Origin of the sequence: Vibrio sp. Y42_MX_L11 (assembly GCF_024181785.1) — a bacterium.
GTDB lineage: Bacteria > Pseudomonadota > Gammaproteobacteria > Enterobacterales > Vibrionaceae > Vibrio > Vibrio diabolicus.
In genome coordinates this window covers 88537-108368 of sequence record NZ_JAMZAP010000003.1, presented here as the reverse complement: position 1 = coordinate 108368, position 19832 = coordinate 88537, and the positions used below count along the sequence as shown (strand labels likewise).

Genomic DNA, 19832 nt, shown 5'->3' with positions numbered 1-19832 from the left:
TGCTATTTCTGACTTATATCGTTTAATTAAGCCTTCATAACGTGATGATTTACTTATCCCAATTGTTATAAGTTTACACGAATCGACGGTTTTGTATTATTTTCTCGTTAACGAGATGCACTTTCGCCTTTCACATCAAACTCAATCTTGTCGGCTCCGGTAAATACTTGGAAGCGTAAACCTTTTGCTCGCGCAATCGTCGTAATGCCAAATTGTTTCGCAAGATCTAACCCCATTTGAGTAACGCCAGAGCGAGAAAGTAGAACAGGAATGCCCATTTGGGCCACTTTAATCACCATCTCTGAAGTAAGGCGACCAGTTGTGTAGAAAATTTTATCTTCACCTGTTTCTTCTTTGAGCCACATCTCACCTGCAAGCGTATCCACTGCATTGTGGCGGCCGACATCTTCCACAAATGACAATACCTCATTGCCTTTGCAAACCGCACAGCCATGCACCGCTCCTGCTTTTTTGTAGGTGTCGTTGTAATGAGTCAACGCTTCCAATGCGGAATAGATTTCTGATTGTTTAAGCGGAACTTGAGGCACTTGGTAGTTCTCAAGTTGTTTCATCACATTGCCATACATGGTGCCTTGACCACAGCCAGATGTGACGGTTTTCTTTTTCAGAGCTCCTTCTAAATGTTCGGTATTTTCTTTAGTAATCACTGCTGCGGAATGCGTTTCCCAGTCAATAATGACGGATTCAATCGCTGCTGGATCGGACAGGAAGCTTTGGTTTTTCAAATAACCTAGTACTAACGCTTCTGGACGCGAACCTAGCGTCATGAGCGTGACTACTTCTTTCCAGTTCAGCATGACCGTAAGAGGGCGCTCGCACGCGATTTGCTTTGTCAGTTTTTCGCCGTACTCGTCGTACACGTCGACTTCAATGGTTTGCAGGGGATTTTCACTGGTTTTAATAATATTTGGTTTCAGCACAGTCGTGTCCTAGTGATTAAGAGCGTTAGGTTGCTACGCATTTAGCTTGCTAAGTGGTTAGCAAAGCAAATCTCGTTCCAAAATAGCGGTTCCCACAAAAATTGCGAGGTTTTATGTCAACAATGCATTAAAACTGCGAGTTCGCAGTAATGACACATCCGTACATTTGAGTTTCGGCTAGTTTGGTACTTATAGCCAGAGGACATGAATAGGCTAAGCTTTATCAGTGTGGCTCGTTTATTGCTTGTAAGTCAATAAAATGGTCGAAAGTAAGGTCAAAGTGTCCTGATTGCTTTCAGACCAAAATAGAAAAACTGGGTGAGTTATGTCGGATAAGAAAGATTTCGAGAACAATTACGAGAAGACCGAAGACGCATGGCCAATTGGCGTAGAGCTGGTTGAGCATGAGATCAGTACAGGGATTTGGGTGACAACCCAATGGCAGTTGACGGGATTTGCGCTAAATCCGACGGAAGAGACTCCCGATGTTTGTCTGTTGCAATTACACAAAGACGAGCGTACAGACTACCGCTTTAACTTAAGCTCTCAGCAACCTAAACTTTTTTTAGTGATGGATAACGTCGAGTCTGGTGAAAAACCAGCGATACAGTTACTAACGGCTTCGCAATCTGTCGCGGCGCAATATATGGATGGCGACAACCTTGTACTATCCAACGATATGCCGTTAGCCGTTCAGGCTTGGATGGAAGCCTTTATTGGTCGCCACGGTGAGTTGTTAGAAGTAAGACGTAAGAAACGCAAAGGAGCGGGTAGAGCAAATGGCAACTAGTTTTTTAAGCCGTTGGTCGAAACGTAAATTAGAAGAATCTTCCCAACATGACGAAGAGATCACGCCGATAGCAAAGACGGAGCAATCCGAAGATAGTGTCACAGCGCTTTCAAACGCTGACGAAAGCTCAGACGCTTTGAACGTCAATGAGGTTAGTCAGGCTCCAGACATTACCGCGAGTGTAGAGACTGAAAAGCCCGAAGAAATGTCTGTGGCGCAACTGCTGGTTTCTGAAGCTTCAGAAAGCGTTAAGAAAGCCGCGCTGCGCAAAATGTTCTTGTCCGAAGAATTTAACGTGCGTGATGGCCTAGATGATTACGATGATGATTACAGTAACTTAAAGTCACTTTCTAAAGACGTCGCAGAGACACTGCGTGATTGGGTTAAAGAAAAAGTGGAAGAAGAACCAGACGTTGAAACGGCGCAAGGATCTGAGCTCAACGCTGACGATATCGCATATGAGGTGGTTGAAGACGCAGAACCAAACGCCGAAAAAAGTGCCGGAATTACCCAAGATGAAAACGAACTGTATATAAACACAGTGCCTGGTGAAAGTGATACTTTTTCTGAGGAATCACCTCCTAACGAGGTGAGACAAAATATACCACACAAAGAATAGGTACATTTTGACTAAATACTCAATGAACCGGCTGGGACAAAATGTCTCAACCGGTTTTTTTATCCCTACTATTTGTCGGTAAAATATATAAGCTGTTGAATTTTAATTGATATTTTATTGGCATGACATTTGCTATTTGTTGCTCAATACCAATCTGGTTGAAGTTAGTCCGGGCCCACTGCGTAGTATTCATCGCCTATAGACGGCGGAACAAGAATGCTCATTGATAAGTTAATCAGCAGAATCTCCGGCGCTAACTACACTAAGAGATGGAAAAGACTATCCATGTTCATAAATGGAATTGAGCAATGCTGAAGCAATTATTAGAACAAGCAACTTCCAATAACGGTAAAGCGAGGCTGTACGCTTTCGAAAATACCGTAGAGTTGACCAATCTTATTCCACCAACCGTAAGCTATGAAAGCGGCGGTAACACTTTGATTGTGGGTCCAACGGCAATCATCGAAAGTGCGGCAGCGCAATTGTCGCAAATGAACAGCCTAACGCTGCTTTCTACCGATGGCGAAAAGGGAACAAATCCCGAGCTTTACTACGCCAATTCGGTTCAGGTTTCAGGGTTCTTAGGTACGTTTGAAGTTCTCATTGAAAATCATGGTTCGACCAACAATCTTGCCAAGGTCGCGATCAATAGCGATTGTTTCGATATCGTACTCGATCTTTGCCTAAACAGCTGCATGTCGGAAGAAGTACCAGTACCGGGCTACTACCCAGTTGGTCGTGGCTATCCGAAACTGGCTGAGGCGTTGGAAGAAATTCCAACCTTGATGGGGACATTCGATAAACCGAAATTCTTCCGTTTAGATACCGATCTATGTGCACATAGCTCTCGTGGCGTAAAAGGTTGCGAACGTTGTGTGGATGCTTGTCCGGCAGGGGCGCTATCGAGTGAAGGCAGCGACAAAACGGGCCATCGCATCGAGATCAATCCATACCTATGTCAAGGCGTGGGTACTTGTGCTACAGCGTGTCCGACAGAAGCGATTCACTACGCGCTACCTAATCCTGAAGATACGCAAAAATTCATTGAACGCACGCTAGCAAACTACGAGCAAGCGGGCGGTTTAGACCCTATCGTATTGATTTGTAGTTCTCGCCACGAGAGCTACAACGTGATGGCACTAAAAGCACTGCCAGATAACGTGATTCCAATTGTGGTGGAAGAACTGCCTTCGGTTGGTATTGATACTTGGTTCGCCGCGCTTGTGAACGGTGCCACTCAGGTGCTGTTTGCGGCTTCGCGTTTTATGCCTCAAACCATTATTCGTGTACTTAATAGCGAAGTAGGTATTGCTCAAGAACTGCTCGACCAACTTGGTATCGCCAAAGAAACCATCGACATTCTGTATCTAGAATCACTACGTGAAGGTGCTCCGACACTTTGTACCGAGTCTTTTGATTTGGCATTAGGTGATTTGCAAGGTAACAAACGTCAGCGTCTATTTACGGCGTTGGATGCGTTGTCAGCATCGCGTATTCCAGTTGAGAACATTGTTGAACTGCCAGCGAATGCACCTTACGGCACGGTTTCTTGTGAAAGCAAAGGTTGTACGTTGTGCATGAGCTGTGTGGCGGTGTGTCCAACACGTGCATTGCATACGGACGGCCAATCTCCGTCGCTTAAATTCGTCGAGCAAGACTGCATTCAATGTGGGCTGTGCGAGAAAGCGTGTCCAGAGAAAGTGCTGACGCTTACTCCTCGTATGAACTGGGTGAAAGAAGAACGCCAGAAAGCGGTTGTGATTCATGAAGAAAAGGCAGCCGAGTGCATTCGCTGTCACAAGCCTTTTGCTCCGCAATCGATGATCGACATGCTGCAAAACAAGCTTCGTGGTCATTCTCATTTCTCTGATGAAGCTGCCATTAATCGCATCGCCATGTGTGAAGACTGTCGTGTGATCGACATGTTTGAGTCGATGGCTGCTGATCCAATGAATCAATTGAAATACTAGGAGCTCGCAGTGGATACACAACAAGAACAAACACTGAGAACGGACATTTATCTCGTTCTATCCGCACTTTTTCGTAGTGCGCCAAGTGATGAAATGCTGGCGTTCCTGAAATCGCTAGAAATTGAACCGTCTGAGAGCGCGATGCAAAAAGCTTGGCTCGCACTGCAACAAGCCGCGAACGAAGCGCAGCGAGAAGCGTTAGAAGAAGAATATCAAGATCTGTTTATTGGCATTGGACGTGGTGAAGTTGTGCCATTCGGGTCTTGGCATCGCACTGGCTCGATGATGGAAAAACCGTTAGCGGAAATTCGTCGCGATTTGGATCTTTTAGGCATCGAACGAGAAGAGAACGTGAAAGAGCCTGAAGACCATATTTCTGCACTGTGCGAAGTGATGGCAATGCTGACGGGTGAAGAGGAAGAACTTCAACAAGCGGTGTTTAACAAACACATCGCCCCTTGGTTCCAATCTTTTACGCGCCAACTAGAGAACGCAGAAAGCGTGAACTTCTACAAGCCAGCTGCACAGCTTTGCGATGCGTTTTTAACGTTAGAGCAAGTGCGCTTTAGCGTGAACACCAAAAGCAGTAAGAACAAATTAAAAATTGATGTGAAAAACGTCACTGATTACGAGTAATCGAGCAGTACTTGGTCATATCGATAGAGAGGCATGAGTCTCCAAAGATCTACCGTAAGGTAAGGAAGCAATGATGAAAGATAATAAAGAAATAAACACAAGCCGTAGGGATCTCCTAAAAGGCTTCACAACCGCTGCCGTTGCTGGTGCTGTTGTTGCGGGAACCACGAAAGTGGCCGTTGCTTCAGAAACGGTTGAGCCTTCTGAAAAAGACGTGAAGAAGAAAGGGTATCGTGAAACTCAACACATTCGCGATTACTACGACACACTTTAGGAGATAACGGATGAAACTTGTCAAACGCTCCGACAGTGTGAGCAAAGAAACGAACCAGCTTGGCGTATCTCGTCGTGCATTCATGAAAAACACTTCGCTTGCCGCTGGTGGCGCAGTGGTTGGTGCTAGTCTATTCGCACCGGGAATGATGAAAAAAGCGCAAGCAAAATCAGTCGATCCAGAAGCGAAAACAGAAGTGAAACGTACTATCTGTTCTCACTGTTCAGTGGGTTGTGGTATTTACGCAGAAGTTCAAAATGGTGTTTGGACGGGTCAAGAGCCTGCATTCGACCACCCATTTAACGCCGGTGGTCACTGTGCAAAAGGCGCAGCACTGCGTGAACATGGTCACGGTGAGCGCCGTCTTAAATACCCAATGAAGCTTGAAAACGGTAAGTGGAAAAAGCTTTCTTGGGATCAAGCGATCGAAGAAATCGGTAACAAGGTGATGGATATCCGCAAAGAGTCTGGCCCTGATTCGGTTTACTTCTTGGGAAGCGCAAAGCACAGCAACGAACAAGCGTACTTGTTCCGCAAAATGGCATCACTTTGGGGCACTAACAACGTTGACCACCAAGCGCGTATTTGTCACTCAACAACCGTGGCGGGTGTAGCAAACACTTGGGGTTACGGTGCGATGACCAACTCTTTCAATGACATGCACAACTGTAAGTCGATGCTGTTCATTGGTTCAAACCCAGCTGAAGCACACCCAGTAGCGATGCAGCACATTCTGATCGCGAAAGAGAAGAACAACTGTAAGATCGTCGTAGCGGATCCTCGTCGTACACGTACGGCAGCAAAATCGGATCACTATGTCTCACTTCGTCCTGGTTCTGACGTAGCATTCATTTGGGGTGTGTTGTGGCACATCTTCGAAAACCAATGGGAAGATAAAGAATTCATCCGTCAACGTGTATTCGGTATGGATGAAATCCGTGCTGAAGTAGCGAAGTGGACGCCAGCAGAAGTTGAGCGTGTAACAGGCGTAAGCGAAGAAGACGTTTACCAAACAGCAAAACTGCTTTCTGAAAATCGCCCAGGCTGTATTGTTTGGTGTATGGGTGGTACTCAGCATACTACTGGTAACAACAACACACGTGCTTACTGTGTGCTTGAGCTAGCGCTTGGTAACATTGGTAAATCAGGCGGCGGCGCAAACATCTTCCGTGGCCACGATAACGTACAAGGCGCAACCGATCTTGGCGTACTTTCTGACACGCTACCGGGCTACTACGGCCTTTCTGAAGGTGCTTGGCGTCACTGGTCAAAAGTGTGGGAAATCGATTACGAATGGATTAAAGGTCGTTTCGATGACAACGCTTACGGTGGTCAAAAACCAATGCACAGTGCAGGTATTCCTGTATCTCGTTGGGTGGATGGCGTACTGGAAAACAAAGACAACATTCGTCAACGCGAAAACATCCGTGCAATGTTCTACTGGGGTCACGCAGTGAACTCTCAAACACGTGGTGTTGAGATGAAAAAAGCGATGCAGAAGTTGGACATGATGGTGATTGTGGACCCATACCCAACGGTTGCTGCGGTAATGAACGACCGTACCGACGGCGTTTACCTGCTTCCTGCAACAACGCAGTTTGAAACATACGGCAGTGTTACCGCTTCTAACCGCTCTCTACAATGGCGTGATCAGGTGATTGAACCTTTGTTCGAATCAAAACCAGATCACGAAATCATGTACCTGCTTTCGAAGAAACTGGGTTATTCAGATCTTCTGTTCAAAAACATCCGTGTTGAAAACAACCAGCCGGTGATTGAAGACCTAACGCGTGAATTCAACAAAGGTATGTGGACGATTGGTTACACAGGCCAAAGCCCAGAGCGTTTGAAAGCGCACCAACAAAACTGGCATACGTTCCACAAAACCACGTTGGAAGCGGAAGGTGGCCCTGTCAACGGTGAAACCTACGGTCTACCTTGGCCATGTTGGGGTACACCGGAAATGAAACACCCAGGTACACACATTCTGTACGATACGTCTAAGGCGGTTGCAGAAGGTGGCGGTAACTTCCGTACGCGCTTTGGTGTGGAATTCGAAGGCAAGAGTCTTCTTGCAGAAGACAGCTACTCGAAAGGCTGTGAAATCAAAGATGGTTACCCAGAATTCACTGACAAGTTGTTGAAACAACTTGGTTGGTGGGACGATCTAACCGCTGAAGAGAAAGCGGCAGCAGAGGGTAAAAACTGGAAGACTGACCTTTCTGGCGGTATTCAGCGTGTCGCGATCAAGCATGGTTGTATTCCGTTTGGTAACGCGAAAGCGCGTGCGATTGTTTGGACGTTCCCAGACCGCGTACCACTGCATCGTGAACCACTGTACACACCACGTCGTGACCTTGTAACGGACTACCCAACTTGGGAAGACAAAGATGCAATCTTCCGTGTACCTACGTTGTATAAATCCATTCAAGAGCAGGACAAATCGGGCGAGTACCCAATCGTTCTGACTTCTGGCCGTCTGGTTGAATACGAAGGTGGTGGTGAAGAGACGCGTTCAAACCCTTGGCTTGCCGAGCTTCAACAAGAAATGTTTGTTGAAGTGAACCCGAAAGACGCGAACGATCTTGGCTTCAGAGATGGTGATGATGTTTGGGTTGAAGGTGCAGAGAAGGGACGAATCAAGGTGAAAGCGATGGTAACACGTCGTGTGAAACCTGGCTTGGCGTTCATTCCGTTCCACTTTGGCGGTAAGTTCGAAGGTGAAGACCTACGTCCTAAATACCCAGAAGGCACACAGCCTTACGTTGTTGGCGAATCGGCTAACACGGCAACCACTTACGGTTACGACCCGGTTACTTTGATGCAGGAAACCAAAGTAACCCTATGTAACATTCGTAAAGCGTAAGGAGTCTGACAATGGCACGAATGAAATTCCTATGTGACACCAAACGCTGTATCGAGTGTAACGGCTGTGTTACTGCATGTAAGAACGAAAACGACGATGCTCTTGAATGGGGCATTCAACGTCGCCGCGTGGTAACACTGAACGACGGTGAAGCTGGTGAAAACTCCATCTCTGTTGCTTGTATGCACTGTACCGATGCGCCTTGTATGGCAGTTTGTCCAGCAGACTGTTTCGAACATACCGAAGACGGCATCGTTCTTCACAATAAAGATCTGTGTATCGGTTGTGGTTACTGTTTGTTTGCTTGTCCGTTTGGCGCACCTCAGTTTCCTAAACAAGAAGCGTTTGGCGAACGTGGCAAAATGGATAAATGTACTTTCTGCGCGGGCGGCCCAGAAACAGAGCCAGGCTCTGAGGAAGAACGTCAAAAATACGGTGCGAACCGTATCGCAGAAGGCAAGTTACCGATGTGTGCATCGCTTTGTTCAACCAAAGCACTGCTTGCGGGTGACGCAGAGAAAGTCTCTGACATTTTCCGTCAACGTGTGGTAGAACGCGGCGCGAAAAACGCAGGTTGGACAGACGGAAACGATCTTTCTTACGATGCGACGAAAAGCTAAGTAAGGAGAGGCACATGTTAAACACGCTTAAACGTGCGTCTCTAGCAATGCTGTCAATGATGACAGCATTGCTGCTGACTTTCGCAATGCCTGCTTCAGCAGAGGAACAATCTTCTAAAGTTATTCAACAGGAGATCACGCAACTCGCCGGGGCAGACTATTGGCGCGAAGTCAGAGAGGGGCAAGAAGGCTACACCACGTCTCAATCGCCAGAACATGGCGTATTGATCAGTAAACCTGGTGAGACTTGGTACATTCTAAAAGAGAAATGGATGTCTCCAGCTGGTGCTGTCGCGATTTTCGGCAGTATTGCAATGGTAATCATGGCTTACGTACTCGTTGGTCCTTTAATGCTTAGCAAGCCGCGTACTGGCAGAAAGATGAAACGTTGGTCTCGTTTAGACCGCGCGCTTCACTGGAGTATGGCGTTTACATTCTTAACGTTGGCATTCAGTGGTTTGATGCTGGTTTACGGTAAGCACTTCTTAAAACCGTACGTTCCTACTGAGTTCTGGGGCGTTATCGTCATGTTGGCGAAGCAGTACCACAATTACATGGGACCATTGTTCTTCATTTTGCTGATGCTCGTGCTCTTTAAATGGTGGCGCAAGTCGATTCCAAACATGACTGATGTTCGTTGGTTCATGAAAATGGGCGGTATGGTTGGTAAACACAAAGGCACACATCCGTCAGCTGGTTTCTCAAACGGTGGCGAGAAGGCAATCTATTGGTTATTGATCTTCTTTGGTGCTATCGCGGCAGTGAGTGGCTTAGTTCTAGATTTTCCTATCTTTGGCCAAACTCGCCGTGACATGGAGCTTTCTAACTTAGTTCACGCGATTTCGGCACTGATTCTAATCTGTGGCTTTATCTTCCACATCTATATTGGTCTATTCGGTATGGAAGGTGCGTTAGAAGGCATGGTGACTGGCGAAGTTGACGAGACATGGGCGAAAGAACACCACGATCTTTGGTATGAAGAAGTGAAGTCCAAAGAAGCGATGGGCGAAACAGATACGGCACAAACGGAAGCAAAAGGAGCGAAAGCGAATGAACAAACCTCATAACGGGATTTGGGTTGCGTACATCCTGAGCTGTCTGACCCCGTTTACGTTTCTGATCTCAGGCGTTATCGCAATTATCTATGCGGGTTATCGATTAGATAAGGGAGAAGACAGCGACGTAGTGATTTCTCATTACTACGGTTTAATTCGTACCTTCTTTCTCTACCTGACGTTTTTTGTTGTGTTGATCGTCACCGTCGCGACGTCTAATGGTGTACTCGTTGGCGTGAGTGATTATTGGTTGCATAGTACTTTGCTTGAAACCATCGCTTACTTTATTCCTTGGGTAGGGATGGTGTTTGCTGCATTAGCCATCATGGTGTGGTTTATGCGAATGTTTCAAGGGATGCAGCAACTGCGCAATAACCAACCACACAGACCATCGACAGGTCCAAACCTTTAATCAGTACTCTTTAAGCAAAACCGCCGTAATAGGCGGTTTTTTTGTTGCTGTCATGTCTCAAATATGAAGCGCTGAGTCGCAGGGGTGATACTTGATGCAACTTATTGAGTGAATTTACGTAACTGGGCAGAAAATCATAGTTAAGTAAGAAACATGTAAAAAAATCGCGTCGCGATGAGACATTAGTCTCACTCACGCTATTGTTCATTTACTCAGGATTCATCGTCCCGTTAAAGTACGCTGCGCTCAGAAATTCAAAGAGTTGCATACGTGAAAATTGCCATCAAAACATTCAGTCTACGCATACAGAGGAATCTCTATCGGAGGATGTTTGATTAAGGCATCTTGCTCTCACAAATAAAAAGAGCGAAACGAGCATTAAATGATGCGGCAAGGTAAGAAAAGGACAAACACGTTACGGCTATGATCCCTCAATTCGTCATTCCTATCACGAATCGCTTTGGCGAAAGTTATCACTTCTCTGGTCAGTTACTTACTAGCGGCGAACCTAAAACATTCGTGACCAAACAAGAGGCAATAGAGTTTCTTGAGAGCTTTGGTGAGCTTGACCTTCGCTCTGTCGAAGACTTGTTCTATTTGATTGGTCAATTCAAGCCAAACATACCTGACGGTGAGCTTACTTCCCAACACTATAATTCAACGTTTGCCAATGCTTTGGTGAACGGTGACTTGCATGTCGCTCGAATTGTACCGACCGGAGAAAACTACGCACTCTCGTCAGCGGTTACGCCTCCACCGACTCAAAATACCGTCAATGCAAAACCATCGAAGGGAAAGGGGAAGTCGAATAAAAAGAGTGGCAGAAGTGCCGCATCCGCCAAGCCTCAGCAACAAAGCAGCGAAAAACATGAGAAAGCCGGTGATCCTGTATCACTTGTGACGGGTGAAGAAATTCTCGAACTCTATGATATCGAGCTACAACAAGGCACTACTTGGCAGCGTAATTATCGCTCTTCGCAGTCGGATGTAAATCATGGAATGGGCTTTGGTTGGCGACATGCATTTCAGTTTGAATTACGCGAAAAGACGGACGAGAAAGACAACGTTATCGCTTGGGAGTTTGTTGACGATAAGGCAGATATCACAGAATTTGAGCCAGTAGATATTGGAGCAACAAGTTACCAGATATACGCTGGTGCGAGCTGTTATTTCCTAAATTCAGCAACTCGGATCGTGACGCTCGCGAATGGGCATCAATATCGATTTGAACAGAAAGATGATCGTTGGCTTGTTAAACAAGTCAGAAATGGCACGTTTTCAACGTTTCAACTGCAGTATTCTCGAAACCATCGATTGATCGAGATTGCATACAACAAGCGTCCGGTTCTTGAATGTCAATATGATAAGCAAGGACGCCTTGTAGAACTGCTTAATGCAAAGTCCCAAAAAGTTCTGACAACTTATACCTATGATGAGCACGATGATTTGGTCAGTGCAACTAATCATTTGGGCTTGAAGGAACAGTATCAATACCGCGGCCATTTAATTGTTAAGCGTGTACGACCAACTGGCTTTACTCATTATTTTGAATGGGATGGCGAAGGTGCTAACGCGAAATGCATCAGGAACGTTGGGGACGCAGGAATTTATGACTATCGCTTCCATTATCAGGGAAATCATTCTTCTTATTCTGACTCGTTAGATCATCAATGGTCTTTCTTGCATGACGAGCAGGGTAACTTACTCGAGAAAATAAGCCCCACAGGTAAAACTTGGCGATGGCAATATGATGAATTAGGACGAAAAGCACAAGCTATCTATCCTGGTCAGTCAACGGTCAATTATCAATATAATCAGCATGGTCAATTAGTTTCTAAGTTTCATTCCTCTGGCAAAGAAGTTCAATATGGTTATGACGGCTTAGGTAAGTTAGTTAAAACGGTTTCACCTGACGGGGATATCGAGAAGGCTTACTACAATAGCCTCGGTCAAAGAGTTTGGGATACCGATCAGTTCGGCTGTGTCACGGAATATGATTACGATAAACACGGTCAAGTCGTCAAAAAAGAGTCTGAAGATGGTAAGAAAAGTCAGTGGTGGTGGGATGAACAACAAAGACTTATCGCGAATGAAATAGACGGTACATTACTTCGTTACAGCTACAACGAAGAAGATCTGGTGAATGGCGTCGCTTATCCCGATGGGTGTATTGCTCAACTCGCTTATGATCAATTTGGCAGGCGTACATCAGTTCGTTATTTTAACGACGAAGACAAAGTCGGTTATAGCGAAGAATATTCTTACGATGAGCACAGCCGTGTTTCTCAGATTCGAACGCCAGTAGGCATTACCTCGTATCAGTGGGGAGCACTCGCACAACAAGAAGCAGTCATCTTTCCCGATGGCAGCCATATTTCTTACGAATACGATCAACAACGTAACCTGACTAAATTAGTTCGGAGTGACGGCTTAGAATTCGAATTCCTGTATGACGATGAAGGCCAGCTATCAGGAACTATTGGGTTTGATAATCTACAAAGCCAATTTGATTATGATGATATGGGGCGAATCCATCGTAAGCAAGTCGCCGATAGGACTGTGCTGTATCGCTATGACGCTGCGGGTTATCTCAAGCACGTCAAAGCAGGAAATGGTCGCAGTATTGTAGAGAACCACTTCAATTATACGCTTGGTGGGCAACTTACTTTCGCATCCAATCGCCATCAGACATTGCAATACCAATACTCTTCATTCGGGCATTTAACAAAGCGCATTCAAGGTCAGTTTGAGATAGCGCAGGAGTTTAACAGAGTTGGCCAACGCGTATCTCAGGTACTGCCAGATAATACGGAACTGAACTTCTCTTATGATCGATATGGGCGTTTTTCAGCGATTCGGTTTGGAAACCTAGATTTACCTCAAATCAAATTTCATTACGATGAAATGGGACGAGTTTCCCAAATTGAAACGGCATATTTTAATGAGCGCATCATTTATGATGGTGTTGGTCGTTTGGTTGAACAGCATTGGCCAGATAGAGAGAAAAAGTACGTTTACAATGCGCAAAACCGTATTTCATCAATCATTGATAATACGGCAGGAGCAACGCACTATCAGTACGATACCTTAGGGCAACTTAAACGAGTCAATGCTTCCGGAGAAGTGACTAAGTTTGAATACGATAGTTTTGGCAATCCTACTTTGCCATCTTCAGAGGTATTCGCTGATCGTATTGAAGTGCACGATGATGTCCGGTTCAAATATGACGCGCAAGGAAATCAGACAAAACGTGAGGGGCAAGGACACGTTCAGACTCGCGTATTTGATGCGTTAAATCAGCTCATTGAAGTTCACACCGACGATGGCATCAGTCAATATGAATATGATGCTCTAGGGCGCAGAACGAAGAAAATTACACAAAAAGGCGTTACAGAGTTCTTGTGGGAAGGAGAACGTTTAATTGGTGAACGCTCTTCAGGTGCTTTCCGCTGGTACCTATATCAACCAGAAACCTACACGCCAGTGGCACTGCTAGAAAATGACGTTATTTATTGGTACCAGTGCGAGCAAGTTGGTAAACCAGAGCGACTGATCGATTGCGAAGGGAATGTTGTATGGAGTGCCAGCTACGATGCTCACGGCTTTGCTCATGTACATATTGAAAAAGTAGTAAATCCATTGCGTTTTCAAGGACAGTACTTCGATCAAGAAACCAACTTACATTACAACCTCGCTCGGTATTACGACCCTAAGCTAGGACGTTTTATCCAACAAGATCTGATATCTATTGCTGGTGGTATTAATCATTACCAATATGCAGTCAACCCTATCCAGTGGATTGATCCAACAGGCTTCTTGTGTGAAGAAGGGCTAAAACGCTTACAACAAATGCTGGCTGAGTATCAGGCGCAAAACAACGTTCCCCAAGAGGTTTGTGATCAGATTTTAGAGGCAGCAAAAGAGTCATCTGTCGGAGAAGATGGCGTTCGCTCGCAAGTCAAAATCCGCAAACCCAAAGGTAAAAATCATATTCGATATGAATACGATTTAGACCATATTGATTGCGAGAGAAACGAGATTACTTTTTATCGTCATATTAATCACTCAGATGGCAGCAGGCACGAAGTGCAGTATGTTGTTGGGATTGAGGAGTTTGTCAATGCGCATGTTTTTGACTCAGAGAAAGTCGGTGGAGAGGAAGGTTGCACGATCTTTACTGAAGATCTTGTGCTGAATAAAGCAGAGTATAAAGAAAACTCTGAACTCAATACGAGTGATTATGAGCTAACAGAAAGAAACAAAGCAAAAATTGATGAATGCTTGAAAGAGCGTCAAGAGGCAATGGACGCTCGATCTGGCGAAGAGGGATATAACGCTCAAATTGGTAATATTAACCAACAGTCTGCAAAAATAGGTGAGTTGGCCGCGGATGACTTTGTCCGGAGTAAACGTCCTAATGCTAAGCTGCGTCATCACCAAAGATATTGGAACCTCAATCTCGAAGCCGGGCGACTTTGACATGGTTTATGAGGTGGAGGAGCCACCACCAGGTGAAATTATCATTGTTGAGGCCAAAGGGGGGAGCAGCCCGCTGGGTAGCCGTAAGCTCGGAAATATGGCATATCAGCAAGGGACAACTGAATATGCAACTGCAATTACTGATTTAATGGCTCAAAAGGACAAAGATACAACCGAATGGAAAGCGGCCAGAAGTATAAATAAAGCATTGAGAAAAAAAATTCCTGTTAGATATATTCACACCACAGCAGCTATTTCTGATGCTGGAGAGGTTTCTTCAGTTAATGTAAAAGAATTTAACGTAGAGTTAGGATTTGATTAGATGTCTGATAATAAAAAGAAAGTTAGCATAGAGAGAAAGGCGGAACCTCAATTGACACCAAATGATGTCGCTGAATACCAAATGTATATCAATGAAGATTTAGATGAGCGCAAAGAGCTAATAGCAATCCGTAGAGAGAACTTAGTCGCTCTTAGCGACGACGTTTCAGAACAAGTGAGGTGGTATACTTGCTTTCCATCTTCAATAGAAACTGAACAAATCGGAACACTTTGCCTTTATGAGGCGTCATTGATGCGTGCTTTTTACCATCAACTTGCCATTAAACCAAGCGAACCTCAAAGCGTTAAATTACCTGATTATCCAGAAGTGACATGGAAAGGCGAAGGTATTTTGAAAACTGGATGTTTACACCCTAATCGATGGTTGGATGCTTATTTTACTTCGGTGATTGTGCGTGATAAACCTAGTATGGACATATTGGCGAACTTTCCAATTTCTTTAATGAGGCAGAGCTCTACCAAAGCGGGTGAGCTGTCTTATATGCTAGTAGACGTAATTCAGTCGTTCCACAACCGCACACCGGATTATCCTGATAAGCTGGTTGCAGCAATGGACGCAGCGGTAGCTCAAGGGGATAACTGGGCGTTGGAAATTGCGATGGGGATCCTAGAAACCTTCGCAGCGCTCACTACTGACATTGGTTATGATTTTGAGGAAGTGCTCGTTAAAAACCTACAGTTTCAAGAGAAATATCATCTTAGAGAATTAGGACCAGATAGGATAGGCATCCGAACTTTTATTAACTTCCCTCTTCTTGGTATGGCCTGTATGTGGTACGACAAAGGCAACCGTTTATCTATTGAAACCGGTTGGCTTCCTCCTTATCTCGTCGAGGGGCGTTGGCTAGAAGATGTAAAAGCAGGGAAGATCACTCGATAAACTCCTTTAGTTAGCAATTCAGTATATAAGCCACCTCTCATGAGGTGGCTTATATGTTTATGGTGGGGAGTTTGCTGCTTGTTGCGCTATATGGTGCGCATTATGTTGGTGCACTAAAACCATATTGGTGCACTTATTAGCGTGTTAAGCACTATTTCAAGAATGCCTAATTTTATTAAAGTTCATACAAAACAATAAATTAAAGTGTAAGTGTTAGAAATGTAAATTATGGAATGAGAATTGCTCTGTTAGACGCTCTATAAATTAAGTTCACCAAATTGGTGATGAGCCTAACTTTGATGCACAGGATAAGTGCGCTACAGATCAACGGAGACAATCATAATGAGTGTAACTGCCAATCAGGTACACGGCGCTGTACAAACTCTCACGCAAAGTTCCGACACACTTTTCTTACTACTTGGCGCAATCATGGTTTTTTTGATGCATGCTGGTTTCGCTTTCCTTGAAGTAGGAACCGTGCGCCAAAAGAACCAAGTTAATGCTTTAGTTAAAATATTGGCTGATTTCGGTATATCCGCCATCGCGTATTTTTTTATTGGATACTGGGTCGCTTATGGCGGCACCTTCTTTGCTGATGCAGAGACATTATCTCAAGGCAATGGTTACGAGTTGGTGAAGTTCTTTTTCTTGCTGACCTTCGCTGCAGCGATTCCCGCTATTGTTTCAGGTGGTATCGCAGAACGAGCTCGCTTTTATCCGATTCTAATCGCAACATTTTTTACTGTCGGCATCGTATACCCGTTATTTGAGGGAATAATCTGGAACGGAAACTTTGGTGTTCAAGCTTGGTTTGAAAGTACCTTTGGTTATGGCTTTCACGACTTTGCAGGTTCAGTCGTTGTACATGGTCTTGGCGGCTGGATAGCGTTGGTTGCCGTTGTGTTTTTGGGCATGAGAAAAGGCAGAGTTCGAGCAGGAAAGCATACCAACTTTGCACCTTCGAATATTCCGTTTTTGGCTTTGGGAGCTTGGATCTTATGTGTGGGGTGGTTTGGCTTCAACGTCATGTCAGCTCAAACCGTGTCAGGCATAAGTGGCTTGGTGGCTATGAACTCATTGATGGCAATGGTCGGAGGCATTGTCGCGTCATTGTTGGCTGGTAAGAATGACCCCGGCTTTATTCATAATGGCCCACTGGCTGGCTTGGTTGCTGTATGTGCGGGTTCAGACTTAATGCATCCTATCGGTGCTTTAGTGACAGGTGCGATTGCTGGCGTGCTATTTGTTTATCTTTTTACCTACCTACAAAACAAAACCAAGATTGATGATGTGCTAGGGGTTTGGCCTTTACACGGTTTATGTGGCGCTTGGGGTGGTATTGCTGCGGGGATCTTTGGTCAAAGCGCGTTGGGTGGGCTAGGTGGCGTGAGCTTTCTCGTTCAGCTTCTAGGAACGCTTTTGGGCATTTCTATCGCAGTGATTGGGGCACTTGCAGTCTACGGCGCGATCAATGCCAGTATGGGACTAAGGCTTTCGGAAGAAGACGAATTCAATGGCGCTGACCTAGCCATTCATAAAATATCCTCTACCAACGAGGATTGAGGCCAATGTGGGAGCGGCGTAAAGCCGCTCTTTTAGCAATTGCCTTTTTTTGCTTGGCCAGGGGGACAGAAATCTCCATTACCACGATGGTTATCGTCATTGGTGCTGACTCTTACTTTTACGTCGTCCACTTCGCCTTCAACATTGGTTAGTTGGCAACCTGCTAAAGTCGTAAGTAATATAAGCGCTAGAGATACTTGTCTCATTGCTGTTCCTCTTAAATTGTAATTCTAATAGTGACCATTACGACCATGGTCTAATCCATATTACTACTGTTGCTATTCTTTCAGTGTTAAGCTAATGAAAAAACAGCAAGGATGAGTTATGAATTTCCCTTATAGAAATATTGTAGTACTTACTGGTGCAGGTATCTCGGCCGAATCTGGTATTCAAACATTTCGTGCGCAAGATGGCCTTTGGGAGAATCACCGTATTGAAGATGTAGCAACACCTGAAGGGTTTGCTCGCGATCCGGACCTTGTTCAAGACTTTTACAACCAACGCCGCAAGAAACTTCAAGACAATGCGATACAGCCGAATGCCGCGCATAAGGCACTGGGCCGCCTAGAAACCGAGTTAGAAGGTAAAGTGACGGTCATCACTCAAAATATAGACAACCTTCACGAAAGAGGCGGCAGCCATAACGTCATTCATATGCACGGTGAGCTTTTAAAAGCGAGGTGCAGTGAATCAAACCAAGTTATAGAACATAGTGAGGACATTAAGACTGGTGAGCTTTGTCACTGCTGTCAGATCCCTTCACAAATGCGACCACATATTGTTTGGTTTGGTGAAATGCCACTACGAATGGGGGATATCTACGCAGCATTAGAAGAAGCAGATTTATTTATTTCTATCGGGACTTCTGGCGTCGTATATCCCGCAGCAGGTTTTGTTCATGATGCAAAAATGCATGGCGCGCACACCATCGAAATTAACCTCGAGCCTAGTGCGGTAGAAAGTGAATTTGAGGAAAAACGCTACGGAAAAGCAAGCGTCGAGGTTCCAAAATTAGTTGACGAGATACTGGCTCTAGAAGGAAAAGAAAGAGCGTAATAATTCTCACAGAGGAGAGTTTTTGTCTTGTCATTAAGAACAAAAAAAGCGGCTCATGAGCCGCTTTTCATATCTTTAAAACTAACGAATTAGTTGTTCACTTTTAGCTTTTGGAAGTACTCATCGTACATTACGCTCGCTTCGCCAACTTCATCTTGCCAAGTACCGCTGTCCATCACTTCTTGTGGTGGGAAGATGCTTGGATCGTTAGCAAATTCTTTCGGTAGCAGTTCGTGTGCCGTTTTCACTGGAGTAGGGTAACCAATCTCTAGTGCGATCTTAGCTGCGTTTTCTGGGCGCAGTAAGAAGTCAATCATCTTATGAGCCGCATCAACGTTCTTCGCGCCAGCTGGAATTGCCAGGCTGTCCATCCAGAAGATCGTTCCTTTTTCTGGCCAGATGATGTCGATGTTCGCGCCTTCTTGACGAGCCATGTAAGCAGAACCATTCCAAAGCATACCAAGTGAAACTTCACCCGCTAGGTAAGGGTTTGCAGGAAAGTCTGAGTTAAATACTAATACGTTTGGCATTAGCTTTTTCAGTTCTTCGTAAGCGGCTTTGATTTCTTCTGGGTTAGTCGTGTTTGGTGAGTAACCAAGCTTAGTCAATGCAATGTGGAATACTTCGCGAGAATCATCCATCAACATTAGTTGACCTTCCCACTTGCTATCCCAAAAATCATCCCACTTAGTAACAGATGATTTGTCTAGCATGTCAGCATTGATACCAATACCTGTCGCACCCCAAATGTAAGGGATAGAGTAGTTGTTGTTCGGATCGAACGGCTTGTTAAGGAAGTTAGTATCAAGATCGGCAAAATGAGACAATTTCTCTTTGTCGATCTGTTGCAGCATGCTTTCTTTACGCATTTTAGAGACGAAATAGGTAGACGGTACTACCAAGTCGTAACCAGAACCTTGGGTTTTAAGTTTTGCGTACATACTCTCGTTAGATTCATATGTAGAGTAAATAACTTTGATTCCAGTTTCTTTTGTAAAGTCTTCAAGAACTTCGTTTGGAATGTATTCCGACCAGTTGTAGAAATACAGTTCTTGATCAGCAGCCATTGCAGGGGTAGCGATGAGCGTCGCTGCACATAGAGCGCTTGCGTAGAATTTACTTTTCATTTGTTTTCCGTTTTGTTTCGCGATTGGACAAGTCAATACTAGCTGGAGTTATCAAGTTGATCCAAATCGCAGTAAGCACAAATCTGTTTATTTAGCTCGAGGGCTGTATCTCCGCTTTGTGAGAAGATAAAACTAGACATCGAGCCAGATAAACCTAGCAACGCATAATTATATCAGTCAATTACAAAAATAGGCAGCGTAT

General features: G+C 44.9%; 15 protein-coding genes and 1 pseudogene. 13 read left to right on the top strand and 3 right to left on the bottom strand.

All coding sequences use genetic code 11. The annotated features are described in order from the left end of the window. Positions 1 to 107: 107 nt before the first annotated feature. Positions 108 to 941 carry a formate dehydrogenase accessory sulfurtransferase FdhD gene (locus NL643_RS04215; protein ID WP_005396179.1) on the bottom strand — a complete coding sequence of 278 codons (834 nt, stop codon included), beginning with the start codon at positions 939 to 941 and terminating at the stop codon, positions 108 to 110. A gap of 325 nt (positions 942 to 1266) precedes the next feature. Between NL643_RS04215 and NL643_RS04210 the strand changes: the two genes are divergently transcribed. From NL643_RS04210 to NL643_RS04155, 12 genes and pseudogenes are all read left to right on the top strand, one after another. After that, positions 1267 to 1731 (top strand): DUF3305 domain-containing protein, encoded by a 465-nt coding sequence (locus tag NL643_RS04210; RefSeq protein ID WP_005396177.1) that lies wholly within the window; start codon positions 1267 to 1269, stop codon positions 1729 to 1731. Next, positions 1721 to 2350 (top strand): DUF3306 domain-containing protein, encoded by a 630-nt coding sequence (locus tag NL643_RS04205; protein WP_253643951.1) that lies wholly within the window; start codon positions 1721 to 1723, stop codon positions 2348 to 2350. The genes NL643_RS04210 and NL643_RS04205 overlap by 11 nt, the downstream gene beginning before the upstream one ends. 308 nt (positions 2351 to 2658) lie before the next feature. Next, a complete protein-coding gene (locus tag NL643_RS04200) occupies positions 2659 to 4320 on the top strand; it encodes a 4Fe-4S dicluster domain-containing protein (RefSeq protein ID WP_029835546.1) in 1662 nt (553 codons plus the stop codon). A 9-nt stretch (positions 4321 to 4329) separates the two neighbouring features. Then, positions 4330 to 4956, top strand: a complete 627-nt coding sequence (locus NL643_RS04195) for a molecular chaperone (protein ID WP_104971687.1) — start codon at positions 4330 to 4332, stop codon at positions 4954 to 4956. Between the two features lie 73 nt (positions 4957 to 5029). After that, positions 5030 to 5230, top strand: a complete 201-nt coding sequence (locus NL643_RS04190) for a twin-arginine translocation signal domain-containing protein (protein ID WP_005396171.1) — start codon at positions 5030 to 5032, stop codon at positions 5228 to 5230. A 10-nt stretch (positions 5231 to 5240) separates the two neighbouring features. Then, complete coding sequence (locus tag NL643_RS04185) at positions 5241 to 8096, top strand: formate dehydrogenase subunit alpha (protein ID WP_253643950.1); 2856 nt, start codon at positions 5241 to 5243, stop codon at positions 8094 to 8096. Positions 8097 to 8107: 11 nt separating this feature from the next. Next, on the top strand, positions 8108 to 8716 hold the full coding sequence (gene fdh3B, locus NL643_RS04180; RefSeq protein WP_005377536.1) for a formate dehydrogenase FDH3 subunit beta: 609 nt from the start codon (positions 8108 to 8110) through the stop codon (positions 8714 to 8716). A gap of 14 nt (positions 8717 to 8730) precedes the next feature. Further along, positions 8731 to 9783 (top strand): formate dehydrogenase subunit gamma, encoded by a 1053-nt coding sequence (locus NL643_RS04175; RefSeq protein ID WP_253643949.1) that lies wholly within the window; start codon positions 8731 to 8733, stop codon positions 9781 to 9783. Then, the gene (locus tag NL643_RS04170; RefSeq protein ID WP_074191460.1) at positions 9767 to 10183 is read left to right on the top strand and encodes a hypothetical protein; all 417 of its coding nucleotides are present in this window, start codon (positions 9767 to 9769) and stop codon (positions 10181 to 10183) included. Before NL643_RS04175 ends, NL643_RS04170 begins: the two co-directional genes overlap by 17 nt. Before the next feature lie 423 nt (positions 10184 to 10606). Then, positions 10607 to 14984, top strand: a pseudogene (locus NL643_RS04165) (RHS repeat-associated core domain-containing protein). Then, entirely contained in the window at positions 14985 to 15884 is a 900-nt protein-coding gene (locus NL643_RS04160; protein ID WP_253643948.1) for an immunity 49 family protein, read from the top strand. It abuts the pseudogene before it with no gap. A gap of 342 nt (positions 15885 to 16226) precedes the next feature. Next, a complete protein-coding gene (locus tag NL643_RS04155) occupies positions 16227 to 17447 on the top strand; it encodes an ammonium transporter (protein WP_253643947.1) in 1221 nt (406 codons plus the stop codon). 32 nt (positions 17448 to 17479) lie between these two features. On the opposite strand, the gene NL643_RS04150 is transcribed toward NL643_RS04155, so the two are convergent. After that, positions 17480 to 17653, bottom strand: coding sequence for a hypothetical protein (locus tag NL643_RS04150; RefSeq protein ID WP_012841833.1), 174 nt, complete (start codon positions 17651 to 17653; stop codon positions 17480 to 17482). 118 nt (positions 17654 to 17771) lie between these two features. On the opposite strand from NL643_RS04150, the gene cobB reads away from it, so the two are divergent. Then, entirely contained in the window at positions 17772 to 18503 is a 732-nt protein-coding gene (cobB, locus tag NL643_RS04145; protein WP_005396469.1) for a Sir2 family NAD+-dependent deacetylase, read from the top strand. Between the two features lie 89 nt (positions 18504 to 18592). Here cobB and NL643_RS04140 read toward each other — a convergent pair whose 3' ends face one another. Then, the gene (locus NL643_RS04140; RefSeq protein ID WP_005396470.1) at positions 18593 to 19630 is read right to left on the bottom strand and encodes an extracellular solute-binding protein; all 1038 of its coding nucleotides are present in this window, start codon (positions 19628 to 19630) and stop codon (positions 18593 to 18595) included. Between the last annotated feature and the right edge of the window lie 202 nt (positions 19631 to 19832).